Below are 12558 nucleotides of genomic sequence, written 5' to 3'. Positions count from 1 at the left end.
GACTACCTTTAATCCTGTCCGGGAGCGGCCTCCTTGACGCAGATCAATGGCATGAGGCAGGCGATGGGGCTGCATGATCTTCAGACGCTGCATCAGGACTGCGGCGACTGCCCGATCCGTCATCGCGCGTTCTGCGCGCGCTGTGACGGCGATGAGCTGACTGCGCTTGAGCAGATGAAATACTACCGGAGCTATCAGGCCGGGCAGACGATTGTCTGGTCGGGCGACCGGATGGATTTCGTGGCCTCGGTCGTGTCGGGCATCGCCACGCTGACCCAGACGATGGAGGACGGGCGCCGCCAGATGGTGGGGCTGCTGCTGCCGTCCGATTTCGTGGGGCGTCCGGGCCGCAGCACTGCCGCCTATGACGTGACGGCCACCACCGATGTGGTGATGTGCTGTTTCCGCAAGAAGCCCTTCGAAGATCTGATGGGCCGCACCCCGCATATCGCGCAGCGCCTGCTGGAAATGACGCTGGACGAACTGGATGCCGCGCGGGAATGGATGCTGCTTCTGGGGCGCAAGACCGCGCGCGAGAAAATCGCCTCGCTGATCGCGATCATCGCCCGGCGTGACGCGACGCTGCGGCTGCGGCAGGCGGCGGGCACATTGTCGGTGGAACTGCCGCTTACGCGCGAGGAGATGGCCGATTATCTGGGCCTGACTCTGGAAACCGTCAGCCGCCAGATCAGCGCGCTGAAGCGGGACGGGGTGATCCGGCTGGACGGCAAAAGGTCCATCCATGTCCCGGATTTCGACCGGTTGCTGGAAGAAGCGGGCGATGATGCCGATGGTGGCCTGCCCATCTGACCCCTGACTGCGCCCTGGGGCGGTTGCCCGTGCGCGCTCCGGCCCTGCCGGACGGATCGAACATGGGGACGCGCGGCGCGAACAATCTGGGGTCGTCGCACCTGCCAACCGGCAAGAGCCATTCCGCACGCACGGGCAACCTGCGGGCCGTTTCCGGGTCGGCCTGCCGGTGGCCTGAGGGATTCCCCTGCCACCGGGCAGACGCGGGCACCGGCACATGCCCAACACTCGTCAAAACCGGCAGACTTTCAGCCACGACGCCCGCAGGACGGACGGGCGGCATCGGCCTGCTTGCCCGCTTTGTGGCACTGCGGGATGCCAGTGTATATTGGCGTCATTGCCTATGCAGATGCAGAGACGGGACAGAAAGATTGCCAAAACGGCAGATTTCTGCGACAGGCGGCGCCATCCTTCCCGACAAGACCGGAAGGCCCGGGCCGGCGGGGCTTCGGTGCAGAGTTCCGGGTATAGGGCCGCACGGGCGGCGGGGCGCATGTCATGAGGAAATCGCTTGGTGCGCTGCTGGCGATCTGCCTGGCCGGATTGCAGTTCCTGGCCGTTCTGGCGGTGGTCTCGTCGTCCTATGTCACCTCGGAACAGGCGCTGATCCGCCATGCGCGCGATCTGCTGCGCGACGTGGGCCACAATACTATTGAACACAGCAAGGGCTTTCTGCGGCCGGCCGAGGGGGCCGCGGAGCTGGCCGCGCGTCTGGCGCAGAACCGGGTGATCGCCAGCGACAATCCGCAGCTCTTGGAACAGCTGCTGTTCCAGCAGCTTCAGATCGCGCCACAATTCGCGGGAGTCTATTTCGGCAGCGAAGCGGGTGACTTCGTCATGGTGATGCGCATGGCCGAGGGGCCGGCGCCGTTCCGCACCAAGATCATCAGCCGGACCGACACAGGGCACGAGGTGCGGCTGATCTGGCGCGACAACAATTTCCACGCGGTTCACGAAGAGGCCGACCCTCAGGACACCTACGATCCCCGCACCCGCCCGTGGTATCAGGAGGCGCGTGAACGGCTGACCACGATCTGGACCGATCCCTATATCTTCTTCACCTCGCATCAGCCGGGCATCACGCTGGCGGCGCCGGTGCTGGGCGAAAGCGGCGGTATCCGCGGCGTGGTGGGGGTGGATATCGAGATCAGCGCCATCTCGCGGTTTCTGGCGCAGCTGAACATCGGCGAGACAGGCAAGGCGCTGATCATCAACAGCAACGGGGATGTGATCGCCCATCCGGACCCCGAGCTGATCAAGACCAGCCGGGCCGACGGATCGCTTCGCTTTGTCAATATCGCCGAATTTGACGATCTGATCGCCCGCGCGGCCTTTACCCCCTATCTGCGCAATGGCCAGATGCAGGTGGAGGAGGAGCGCCCCTCGCAATTCGTGCTGCGCGGGGCACGCTATGTTTCCACCGTTCTGCCGATGCTGAACGACCGGCTGCCCTGGACGATTGCGGTCTATGCGCCCGAGGACGATTTTACCGCCGTCATCAAGGAAAACCGCACCACCAACATCTGGATTGCGGCGCTGGTTGCGGTGGTGACGGGCATTCTGGGCCTGAAGCTGGCCAATTGGCTGAACAAGCCCGTGCGGGCCTTTGCGGTGCGTTCGACCCTGATCGCGCAGGGCGAGATCGACGCCGATGCCCCCCTGCCCAAAACCTACCGCGAGCTTGAGCGGGCCAATGACACGCTGGTGCGTGAAATTCATGCCCGCCGCACGGCCGAGCAGGATTATGGCCAGACCTTCGATCTTTCGGCGCGGGGGATGGCGCAGGTCACGCCCGATGGAAAGATCCTGCGCGCGAATGCCAGATTCGGCGCCATACTGGGGCAGGGGGGCAACCTCTCCGGCCGTCCGCTGGCCGAAGTCCTGTCGGCGGAACCGCCCACCCTCTGGCCGCCGGATGCGACCGCTTTCGAGGCACCGGATTCGACCCGTGAATTTCAGTGTCGCCGGGGCGACGGCGCACTGATCTGGGTGGCAGTGAACACCATTCTGGTGCGTGACGATCAGGGCAGCCCGCGCCATGGGGTGATCACGCTGGATGATGTGACCGCCGCCAAGGATGGTGCAGCGCAGATCCTGCAGCTGAACCGCGAGATTTCCCATCTGGCCCGCGGGCATACGATGGGGCAGCTGGCCTCGGGTCTTGCGCATGAGCTGAACCAGCCGCTGACCGCCATCGCACAGAATGCGGACAGCGCGCTTCTGATCCTGTCGCAGATGCCCGGTGCTCCGGCAGAACTGGCCGAGATCCTAGATTCGATCGAGCGGCAGTCCCTCCGCGCGGGCGAGATCATCCGGGCGCTGCGGGGGTTCATCCGCAAGGATGAGGGCGTGCGCGCGGCCTTCGATCTGGCGGAACTGGTGGAACAGGCGCTGCAACTGGTGCGGACCGAGGCGGCCGAGGCGCAGGTCATCGTCGAAACCCGGCTGCCCTGCGATCTGCCGCAAGCCGAGGGCAACCGGGTGCAGATCGCGCAGGTTCTGGTCAACCTGCTGCACAATGCGATCGAGGCCATTGCCGCTTCCGGCGGGGCCGAACGCCGGGTGACGGTGGCCGCAACGGCGGCAGAGGGCTGGCTGACGGTCGACGTGCAGGACACCGGGCCGGGGGTCGCCGCCGGCCTGGCGCTGTTCAGCCCGTTCGAAACTTCGAAACCGGGGGGAATGGGGCTGGGTCTGACCATCAGCCGGTCCATTGTCGAGGCCAATGGTGGTGCGCTTTGGCATGAGGCGGGAGAGGGCGGCGGCACCTGCTTTGTCTTCACCGTGCCGCAGGCCGCAGGGCCTATGCGGACAACAGATGGATCAGAAGATGCAGCGTGACGGGCAGGGAAGATGCGGTTGCAGCGGCTTGCCGAAACCCTACATTGGTCCGTGTGACCTTTGATCGTGTCTGTGTAGCCGCCGAATGCAGAATGCAGCCCTGACCGTCTTTGTGGTCGATGACGATGAAGCGATCCGCGCGTCACTGGTCCGGGGGCTGTCCCTGCGTGGCTATCATGTCGAGGCGTTCGAGGCTGCGGGTGATTTTCTGGCGGCATGGGAAGACCGCCGGCCCGGTTGTCTGGTGCTGGATTATGGTCTGCCCGGCCCGAACGGGCTGGAGCTGCAGCGGCATCTGAACGCCATCGGGGCGCAACTGCCTGTCATCTTCATCACGGGTCATGGCGGGGTCCCGGAATCCGTGCAGGCGATGAAGGGCGGGGCGCTGGACTTTCTGGAAAAACCGTTCCGCCATTCCGAACTGGTCGAACGGATCGAGGCGGCATTTGCGCTTCAGCGGGAAAGGCTGGCTGCGCAGCATTCGCTACAGCAGCAGCAGGCAAGGCTTCAGCGGCTGACCGCGCGCGAGCTGGAGGTGGTGCAGCATATCATGGCCCATCCCGCCGAAACCTCCAGCAAGGAGATCGCGGCCCGGCTGGCCATCAGCCCGCGCACCGTGGACCATCACCGCGCGCGGATCATGGAAAAGCTGGGTCTGCGCTCGGTGGCAGAGATATTGGCCTGGGGGCGTTCTGGCCAGATCTGAGGCGGGGCCTCAGGCCGGGCTCAGACCGCGATCAGCAGGCCGATGGTGGCCAGATAGACCAGCCCGAACAGTGCAAGGCCGGCATAATCCGTCCAGCCCGGCGCATTGGTGCGGAACAATCTTTTCATGCCCATGCCCTCTGGCTGTGTTGCGCCGGCCGAAGGCCGGGATGCAGGGTGGTCCGCTGGGCCAGCGCATCGCGCAGCCGCTTGGCCTCTGGCCAGGGGCCATAGCCCGAAGCCACATTGATATGGCCCGACAGGCCAAGGTCCACGACATCGGCGCCCCAGGATTTCGCCAGACCGCTGGCGCGGGCAAAGCTCATCCACGGGTCATTGCGGCTGGCCACTACGGTGGCGGCAATGTCCAGCGGCAGTTCGGGGATTTCGCCGAAATGGCCGATCCGGTCATGGCCAGAGGTTTCTGCCGGTGCAACCAGCAGGGCCGCACGGACCCGAAGCTGCGGCCACCGGGCCAGCAGCCGGGTGATCAGCACGGCGCCAAGTGAATGGCCGACAAGGATGCTGTCGGGATGACGCAGCACCATGGAGGCGAGTTCCACCTCCCACAGGGCGGGCATCGGGCGCGAGGGGTCGGGCAGATCCACCATGATGGCGCGCGGATCGGTGGCCGCCCACCAATGCTGCCAGTGCGGCGCGGGCGATCCGTCCAGTCCGGGGACGATCAGCGTTCTGGTCATGTCGTCGCTCCTTTCCTCATTGAATTTAATCTAGCGTGTTTGTCGTGATTCTGAATTCCAAAATCACCACCGAAAAGAGAAGTTCCTTCGCCCGCGGGGGTCAGCGGTTGCGCGTGTCTACCGGATAGGCCGTGGTGAACTTCATCCGCTCCATCGCGAAATGCGAAGTCACGTTCTTGATCGGCACGGCATCGGTCAGCCGTTTGTAAAGCGTATCGAAGGCGGCCATGTCGGCCACCGCAATCCGCAGCAGATAGTCCATCTCGCCCGCCATCCGCCAGGTTTCCATGATTTCCGGGATGGCGGCCACGGCACGGCCAAAGCCCTCGCGCCATTCGGCGGTATGGTCGGGCGCCTCGATGCCGACAAAGACCGTCAGCCCGAAGCCCAGCCGGGCCGGATCGGCCAGCGCGACCCGCCCGGTCAGCACGCCGGAGCTTTCCAGTTTCTGGATCCGTTTCCAGCAGGGGGTCTGCGACAGGCCGACCCTGTCCGCGATCTGGGCCACGGGAAGGGTGGCGTCGCGCATCAGCTCTGCCACGATCTTGCGGTCGATCAGGTCAAGGTCATCCATCATTCTCTCCTGCCGCGGGGCCGCCTGACAGCGGTCTTCCTTATGGTTGCCGAATAAAGAACTTTTTGTCTACTGGTTTTGTCGTTATTATGATCATGGAAGCGAAACCCATGTTTTCTTGACCTTTCCGCAGAACCTGCGAGGTGCAGGGGCGGGATTCCGCAAATCCTGACGTTGATTCGTTCGCCCCCGGTCCTTAGGCTTGTCGTCATGATCACGCAGAAGATGAAATATGCGCTGAAGGCGCTTCTGGTCCTTGGCGACGAGGCCGGGCGCGAGACGCCGGAGCCCCTGACGATCGAAGAGATCGCCCGCCGTTCGGACACGCCGAAGCGGTTCATGGAACATATCCTGCTGGAAGTGCGGAATGCCGGGATCATCGCCTCGACCCGCGGCCGGTCGGGCGGATATACGCTGATCAAGAAGCCCTCATCCGTGTCGATTTCCGAGTTGCTGCGGCTGATCGACGGCCCCATCGCGCCCTTGCCCTGCCTGTCGCGCCGGGCCTACCAGCGCTGCGAGGATTGCACAGACGAGGCCAGCTGCCGCATCCGCAAGGTCTTTGCCGAGGTGTTCTGGTCTTACCTGCTGATCATCGAATCCCTGACGCTGGAGGATATGCTGCGCTCCTCCGCCGTGGCCGAGCAGGTGATCGGCCAGTAAGAATTCCGGACAAGCTGTTGGTGCCGCAGGAAAACTCCTGCGGCCTTTTCATTTGCTGCGCAGCGGTGGCGTAGAAAATAATTCTATTATCACGACGATTTTTGCCGTGAATTTTTCGTTGCAAAACTCGATAATCCCTGTCGTTATTTAGGTATTGGCGGAACCCACCGCCGCGACAAAGGAGTGAGCCGATGTTCGCCAGATCCACCTATGGAACGATGTCCCGCGGGGCCCGCCCTGCCGTGATGCCCGCCTCCGCCGCGCTGCGGGGGGCGATGCCGGGAACCGGCGGCACCTGTGTCGTGCGTCTGGTCGATCGCCGCACCGGGCTGACCCACAAGATCAACGGCAGCCCTCTGGTCGTGTTCACCCGCGATCCGGCCACCGCCGTGGATGAACTTCTGGAAGGCCGCGACCGTGGCATCTGGGAGGCCCGGATCGACCCGATCGAACCGTGAGAGGAGATGCCATGACGATCCCTGATCTTCCGCTGACTGTGCTGGGCATCGGCCCGCTGTTTCCCCTTCGCGCCAAGGCGCATCCCAAATCCCCGGCCGTCGCGCCGGACCTGCAGGAGCCTTCCATGCTGACCACAATTTCCGTTGCCGGCACCATCTCGGCGCAGGGCCCGCGTGTGGCCAACCACGCTGATGGCCGTGTGACCATCCTGTCGGGGCTGGCCCGGCTGACCGGCTGGCCGGTGGGCCGTCTGGTCTCGGGCGCTGCTGCCCTTGCGCTGGCCGTGGGCCTTGGTGCCGCGACCCCGGTTCGCGCCGAAAGCCTGCTGAACGTCAGCTATGACCCGACCCGCGAACTTTACCGTGAATTCAACGAAGCCTTCGCCGAATATTGGGTGGCGCAGGGCAACGAAGCGCCGCAGATCGAAACCTCGCACGGCGGTTCGGGTTCGCAGGCGCGCTCGGTCATCGACGGGCTGGAGGCGCAGGTCGTGACGCTGGCACTGGCCTCGGACATCGACAAGATCGCCGAAGCGGGCAAGCTGCCGGAAAACTGGCAGTCGCTCCTGCCGCACAATTCATCGCCCTATACCTCGACCATCGTCTTCCTTGTCCGCGAGGGCAACCCCAAGGGTCTGAAGGACTGGGGCGATCTGGTGGCCGACGGTGTGGAGGTGATCACGCCCAACCCCAAGACCTCGGGCGGGGCGCGCTGGAACTATCTGGCGGCCTGGGCCTGGGCTGAAAAGAACGGCAAGGACCCCAAGGAATTCGTGGGAGAACTCTTCACCCATGTGCCGGTGCTTGACTCCGGTGCCCGCGGTTCGACCACCACCTTCGCGCAGCGCGGCATCGGTGACGTGCTCTTGGCCTGGGAGAATGAGGCCTATCTGGCGCTGGCCGAACTGGGCGACGATCAGTTCGACATCGTGGTCCCCTCCGTCTCGATCCTTGCCGAACCGCCGGTCGCGCTGGTCGATGCCAACATCAAGTCGGACGGGCAGCGCAAGCTGGCCGAGGCCTATCTGAACTGGCTTTACAGCCCCGAAGGTCAGGCCATCGCCTACAAGAACTTCTACCGCGCCTGGGATGCCTCGAAGGCCAATCCCGAAGATGTGGCCCGCTTCCCCGAACTGGATCTGGTGACGATCGAGGATTTCGGCGGATGGAAGAAGGCGCAGCCCGAACATTTCGGTGACGGCGGCATCTTCGACCAGATCTACGTTCCGAAGTAACCGGCTGAAACGAGGTAAACGGATGGGCAGACCCCTCCTGCACCGGTCCCCCATGCCAGGTCTTGGCCTGAGCATGGGGATCACCCTGACGATGCTGTCCATCGTCGTGCTGCTGCCCATCGGCGCCCTGCTTCTGCAGGGCGCCCATTACGGTGCAGCCGGCATCTGGCAGACGGTGAACCGTGAACGGGTCTGGGCGGCCCTGTTCCTGTCATTCCGGCTGTCCTTCTTCGCGGCGCTGTTCAATCTGGTCTTCGGCGTCATCCTCGCCTGGGTTCTGGTGCGCTACCGCTTCCCCGGCCGCCGCATTCTGGATGCCGCGGTGGATCTGCCCTTCGCCCTGCCCACGGCCGTGGCTGGCATCGCCCTGACCGCGCTTTATGCCCCGAACGGGGCTTTCGGGGCACTGGCCAAGGAACTGGGAATGAAGATCGCCTATACCCAATGGGGCATCTTCATCGCGCTGGTCTTCGTCGGGCTGCCTTTCGTGGCCCGCACCGTGCAGCCGGTGATCGAAGAGATCGAGAAAGAGGTGGAAGAGGCCAGCGCGACATTGGGCGCCAGCCGGGCCTATACGATCCGCCGGGTCATCCTGCCCATGCTGACGCCCGCTGCGCTGACCGGCTTTGCGCTGGCGCTCGCCCGGGCAGTTGGCGAATACGGCAGCGTGATCTTCATCGCGGGCAACATCCCCCTCGTCACCGAGATCGCGCCGCTCCTCATCGTCATCCAGCTGGAAGAGTTCAACTATGACGGCGCGGCGGCCATCGGGATCGCCATGCTGACGATCAGCTTTGCCATGCTCCTGGCGATCAACCTCATCCAGATCTGGAGCCGCCGGAGGATCGGATATGTCTGACGCAACCTTCGCCCCCGCCCGCCGTTTCCGCCCTGCCACCCAGGAATCCGGTGCCGTGCGCTGGAGCCTGATCGGGCTGGCGGTCTTCGGGCTGGCCATCCTCGTCTTCGCGCCCCTGGCTGCCGTCTTTGCCGAGGCTCTGGCCAAGGGCTGGGCTGCCGCGGTCAAAAGTCTGGCGCATCGCGATGCCTTGTCGGCCATCAAGCTGACGCTGCTCATTGCCGCCATCGCCGTGCCGCTGAACGCGGCCTTCGGCATCGCGGCGGCGTGGTTCATCACCAAGTTCGACTTTCGCGGCAAGGCCTTCCTCATCACCCTGATCGACCTGCCTTTCTCGGTCTCTCCGGTGGTGGCGGGGCTCTGCATCGTGCTGATGTTCGGGGCCAATTCCGCGATTGGCGGCTGGCTGGTGGCACAGGGCTATCCCATCGTCTTTGCCCTGCCGGGCATCGTGCTGGCCACGGTCTTCGTCACCTTCCCCTTCGTCGCGCGCGAACTGATCCCGGTCATGATCGAACAGGGCCGGGCCGAGGAAGAAGCGGCCCTGACCCTGGGCGCCAGCGGCTGGCGCACCTTCTGGACGGTGACCCTGCCGAACATCCGCTGGGCCCTGCTCTATGGCGTTCTCTTGTGCAATGCCCGCGCCATGGGCGAATTCGGGGCGGTGGCGGTGGTCTCGGGCAAGATCCGCGGCCAGACGGCCACCATGCCGATCACCATCGAGATGATGTATAACGAATATCTCTCGGTGGCCGCCTTCTCGATGGCTGCCGTTCTCGCGCTTCTCGCGCTGCTGACCCTGCTGCTGAAAACCGCGCTGGAACTCCGCCATGCCGACGCGCTGTCAGCCACCCGCCGCCACTGATTTCATACTGGTCGAAATATCCCGGGGGTCCGGGGGCAGCGCCCCCGGCGGTTTCGGAAAGGAAAGACGCCATGCATATCCAGATTGATGAGATCGCCAAGGATTTCGGCACCACGGCCGCGCTGACTCCGGTCTCGCTCAACATCCCCTCGGGGGCGCTGGTGGCGCTTCTGGGGCCGTCCGGCTCGGGCAAGACCACGCTTCTGCGCATTCTGGGCGGGCTGGAATTCCCGTCCTCTGGCCGGGTCCTCTTTGACGGGCAGGATGCCACCGGCCTGACCGTGCAGCAGCGGCGGGCGGGCTTCGTGTTCCAGTCCTATGCGCTCTTCCGCCATATGACGGTGTTCGAGAACATTGCCTACGGGCTGAATGCCCGCCCGCGCGCCAGCCGGCCGCCCAAGGCGGAAATCGCCCGCCGGGTGACGAAACTTCTGGACCTGATCCAGCTGCCTGACATTGGCAGCCGCTACCCCTCGCAACTGTCCGGCGGACAGCGGCAGCGGGTGGCTCTCGCCCGCGCGCTGGCGATCGAGCCGCGGATGCTTCTCCTTGATGAACCCTTCGGTGCGCTGGACGCCAAGGTGCGCAAGGAGTTGCGGCAGGGCCTGCGCGACATCCATGACGAAACCGGGCTGACCACGGTTTTCGTGACCCATGATCAGGAAGAGGCGATGGAGCTGGCCGATCTGGTGGTGGTCATGTCGATGGGCCGCATCGAACAGATTGGCAAACCGGCCGACATCCGGGCCCGCCCGGCCACGCCCTTCGTCCGGGAATTCATCACCGCCTGACGCCTTCCTCGCCTTGAACCCTTTGGAAAGGGTTCTGGGTCATGAACTGCCTGTCAGGACTCTTGGCAGCCGTTTCCGAAACGCATACAAATTGTTGCGATAAATACGGTGACGCGCGGCACGTCCCGAAAGAAACGGCAAGGCAGGCAGCGGTCCCCGCATCGGGGGCCGGAAGGGCGGGGTAGACCCATGGCGAAGGCCGACAAGACGGCCCCGAAGGCGCCGCGGCCGTTTCTGGAACGGCCGCCGTCCCGGCATGGCCGGGTGACGGCCGTGTCGATGATGAAGGACGAGGGCCCCTTCGTTCTGGAATGGATCGCCCATCACCTTGCGGTCGGTTTCACCGACATCGTCGTCTACACGAACGACTGTTCCGACGGCACCGATGACATGCTCATCCGGCTGGAGGAGCTGGGGCTGGCCCATCACCGCCGCAACATCATTCCCGAAGGCCTGCGGCCGCAGCCTTCGGCGCTGAACTACGCGCAGGAAGAACCGCTGGTCGGCGAAAGCGACTGGGTGCTGGTCTTCGACGCGGACGAATTCCTGTGCATCAAATACGGCGACGGCACGCTGAACGACATGCTGGACGCCACCGTGGCACAGGGCGCGAACGGCGTTGTGATCACATGGCGCATCTTCGGCTCGGGCGGGGTGCATGACTGGTCGCGCGACCCGGTGACCGAACAATATCTGATGGCCGCGCCGCCGGACTGGAACAAGGGCTGGGGCACCAAGACCCTGTTCAAGTTCGATCCCGATTACTGGAAGCTGGGCATCCACCGGCCCAAGATGAAAAGCAAATGGCTGGAAACCGGCTTCCCCGACAGCGTGAAATGGCTGAACGGCTCGGGTCGGCCGATGGAGGATTATTTCAAGTTCCGCGGATGGCGGTCGATCACCCGCACCATCGGCTATGACTGGTGCCAGATGAACCATTATGCGGTGAAGTCGATCGACAGCTACGCGATCCGCAAATTCCGCGGCAACGTGAACCTGAAGAAGGACAAATATAACGCCGATTACTGGGCGCTTCAGGACCGGAACGAGGTGCGGGACGAGTCCATGCTGCGTTACTCGGCGGAGCGGAAGCGGATCTTCGACCATCTCCTTACCGACCCGGAACTGAACCGCCTGCATTTCGCCGCGCTGGCCCGGGCTGAGGGGCGGCTGGCCGAGTTCAAGGGGACCGAGGCCTATAATGAGCTGGTCGCCGGGCTGAAGGCCGCCTCGCAGGTGCCGATCACCGATGTGGTGGCCAAGCCGCCGCAGGCGCGCGACCCCGAAAAGATTGCCGCGCTGATGAGCCGGGTCGAAAAGGACGCGAGCGAAAAGCAGAAGGCGGACCGCAAGGAAAAGGCCGCCGTGGCGCCGCCACAGCGCGCGATGCTTCTGGTGGACAATCCCGTCGCGGACGGGCCGGTCAATGTCGGCTGGCATCCGAACCATGATATCCGCCTGCCTGCCGATCCGCGGTTTTTCACCGCGACCGGGCTGGGGCTGATGACCACGGGCAAATATGAACGCCAGCTGGCCCGCGGTCTGCCGCGGCTTCTGGCGCAAAGCCGGATGCATCTGGAACTGGGCGCGGGCTGCGGCTTCCGGGCAGCGCATCTGGCGCGCACGGTGCCCGCGCTGCGGCAGGTGGTGCACGAACCCGACGCCGCCCGCACGCGGCTGATCGGTGCGGTCTGGGCAGAGAACGGGCTGGTGCAGGGGCCGAACCTGCGGCTGATCAGCGGCCTGACGGATCTTGTGGCTTTGTTGCGGGACCACGCGCCCGACAGCCTTTTGCTGGGCGACGGGGCGCCAGACGGGGCCACTCTGGCCGCCGCCATGCTGGCTGCGGGGCAGAGCCCGGCACAGATCGTTCTGGCCGGGGCCGCCTATGACGCGCGCGAAGATTACATCCGCGCCTTCCCGGTGCTGCGCGCCGCGTTGGCCGCCGTGGGCGAATTGCCGCCCGCCGATCATCTGGCCATCCGGCTGCCTGCGGGCGGGCTGATGGCACCGCTTTCGCCTTCTTCCTTTCCCGGCGCTTTTGCCGGATGACCCA

At 64.7% G+C, this 12558-nt stretch carries 12 protein-coding genes; 10 read left to right on the top strand and 2 right to left on the bottom strand.

Going from position 1 to position 12558, the window contains the following annotated elements:
* The first annotated feature begins 63 nt into the window (after positions 1 to 63).
* The 3 genes from fnrL (at position 64) to ACO2Q5_RS07775 (ending at position 4357) form a co-directional block, all read left to right on the top strand.
* A complete protein-coding gene (fnrL, locus tag ACO2Q5_RS07785; protein ID WP_423289894.1) occupies positions 64 to 810 on the top strand; it encodes a transcriptional regulator FnrL in 747 nt (248 codons plus the stop codon).
* Positions 811 to 1308: 498 nt separating this feature from the next.
* Entirely contained in the window at positions 1309 to 3651 is a 2343-nt protein-coding gene (locus ACO2Q5_RS07780; protein WP_423289622.1) for a sensor histidine kinase, read from the top strand.
* A gap of 85 nt (positions 3652 to 3736) precedes the next feature.
* On the top strand, positions 3737 to 4357 hold the full coding sequence (locus tag ACO2Q5_RS07775; protein ID WP_423289620.1) for a response regulator transcription factor: 621 nt from the start codon (positions 3737 to 3739) through the stop codon (positions 4355 to 4357).
* 124 nt (positions 4358 to 4481) lie between these two features.
* On the opposite strand, the gene ACO2Q5_RS07770 is transcribed toward ACO2Q5_RS07775, so the two are convergent.
* A complete protein-coding gene (locus tag ACO2Q5_RS07770) occupies positions 4482 to 5057 on the bottom strand; it encodes an RBBP9/YdeN family alpha/beta hydrolase (protein WP_423289618.1) in 576 nt (191 codons plus the stop codon).
* A gap of 100 nt (positions 5058 to 5157) precedes the next feature.
* Complete coding sequence (locus ACO2Q5_RS07765) at positions 5158 to 5631, bottom strand: Lrp/AsnC family transcriptional regulator (RefSeq protein WP_423289616.1); 474 nt, start codon at positions 5629 to 5631, stop codon at positions 5158 to 5160.
* Between the two features lie 210 nt (positions 5632 to 5841).
* On the opposite strand from ACO2Q5_RS07765, the gene ACO2Q5_RS07760 reads away from it, so the two are divergent.
* The 7 genes from ACO2Q5_RS07760 (at position 5842) to ACO2Q5_RS07730 (ending at position 12554) form a co-directional block, all read left to right on the top strand.
* Positions 5842 to 6294, top strand: a complete 453-nt coding sequence (locus ACO2Q5_RS07760; RefSeq protein ID WP_423289614.1) for an RrF2 family transcriptional regulator — start codon at positions 5842 to 5844, stop codon at positions 6292 to 6294.
* A 191-nt stretch (positions 6295 to 6485) separates the two neighbouring features.
* On the top strand, positions 6486 to 6752 hold the full coding sequence (locus tag ACO2Q5_RS07755; protein ID WP_423289612.1) for a hypothetical protein: 267 nt from the start codon (positions 6486 to 6488) through the stop codon (positions 6750 to 6752).
* 125 nt (positions 6753 to 6877) lie between these two features.
* On the top strand, positions 6878 to 7987 hold the full coding sequence (locus tag ACO2Q5_RS07750; protein ID WP_423289892.1) for a sulfate ABC transporter substrate-binding protein: 1110 nt from the start codon (positions 6878 to 6880) through the stop codon (positions 7985 to 7987).
* Between the two features lie 22 nt (positions 7988 to 8009).
* Positions 8010 to 8846 carry a sulfate ABC transporter permease subunit CysT gene (gene cysT, locus ACO2Q5_RS07745; protein WP_423289610.1) on the top strand — a complete coding sequence of 279 codons (837 nt, stop codon included), beginning with the start codon at positions 8010 to 8012 and terminating at the stop codon, positions 8844 to 8846.
* A complete protein-coding gene (gene cysW, locus ACO2Q5_RS07740; protein WP_423289608.1) occupies positions 8839 to 9711 on the top strand; it encodes a sulfate ABC transporter permease subunit CysW in 873 nt (290 codons plus the stop codon). The genes cysT and cysW overlap by 8 nt, the downstream gene beginning before the upstream one ends.
* A 71-nt stretch (positions 9712 to 9782) precedes the next feature.
* Positions 9783 to 10502: a sulfate/molybdate ABC transporter ATP-binding protein gene (locus ACO2Q5_RS07735; RefSeq protein ID WP_423289606.1), complete on the top strand. Its 720-nt coding sequence runs from the start codon at positions 9783 to 9785 to the stop codon at positions 10500 to 10502.
* Between the two features lie 189 nt (positions 10503 to 10691).
* Complete coding sequence (locus ACO2Q5_RS07730) at positions 10692 to 12554, top strand: glycosyltransferase family 2 protein (protein WP_423289604.1); 1863 nt, start codon at positions 10692 to 10694, stop codon at positions 12552 to 12554.
* Positions 12555 to 12558 lie beyond the last annotated feature (4 nt).

Origin of the sequence: Neotabrizicola sp. VNH66 (assembly GCF_049445895.1) — a bacterium.
Lineage (GTDB): Bacteria > Pseudomonadota > Alphaproteobacteria > Rhodobacterales > Rhodobacteraceae > Pseudogemmobacter.
This window is presented reverse-complemented; position numbering and strand designations above follow the sequence as displayed.

Bases quoted from the DNA above. Each gene is read 5' to 3' on its own strand.
- fnrL (WP_423289894.1), top strand. From the start codon at position 64: ATGGGGCTGCATGATCTTCAGACGCTGCATCAGGACTGCGGCGACTGC.
- ACO2Q5_RS07780 (WP_423289622.1), top strand. From the start codon at position 1,309: ATGAGGAAATCGCTTGGTGCGCTGCTGGCGATCTGCCTGGCCGGATTG.
- ACO2Q5_RS07775 (WP_423289620.1), top strand. From the start codon at position 3,737: ATGCAGAATGCAGCCCTGACCGTCTTTGTGGTCGATGACGATGAAGCG.
- ACO2Q5_RS07770 (WP_423289618.1), bottom strand. From the start codon at position 5,057: ATGACCAGAACGCTGATCGTCCCCGGACTGGACGGATCGCCCGCGCCG.
- ACO2Q5_RS07765 (WP_423289616.1), bottom strand. From the start codon at position 5,631: ATGGATGACCTTGACCTGATCGACCGCAAGATCGTGGCAGAGCTGATG.
- ACO2Q5_RS07760 (WP_423289614.1), top strand. From the start codon at position 5,842: ATGATCACGCAGAAGATGAAATATGCGCTGAAGGCGCTTCTGGTCCTT.
- ACO2Q5_RS07755 (WP_423289612.1), top strand. From the start codon at position 6,486: ATGTTCGCCAGATCCACCTATGGAACGATGTCCCGCGGGGCCCGCCCT.
- ACO2Q5_RS07750 (WP_423289892.1), top strand. From the start codon at position 6,878: ATGCTGACCACAATTTCCGTTGCCGGCACCATCTCGGCGCAGGGCCCG.
- cysT (WP_423289610.1), top strand. From the start codon at position 8,010: ATGGGCAGACCCCTCCTGCACCGGTCCCCCATGCCAGGTCTTGGCCTG.
- cysW (WP_423289608.1), top strand. From the start codon at position 8,839: ATGTCTGACGCAACCTTCGCCCCCGCCCGCCGTTTCCGCCCTGCCACC.
- ACO2Q5_RS07735 (WP_423289606.1), top strand. From the start codon at position 9,783: ATGCATATCCAGATTGATGAGATCGCCAAGGATTTCGGCACCACGGCC.
- ACO2Q5_RS07730 (WP_423289604.1), top strand. From the start codon at position 10,692: ATGGCGAAGGCCGACAAGACGGCCCCGAAGGCGCCGCGGCCGTTTCTG.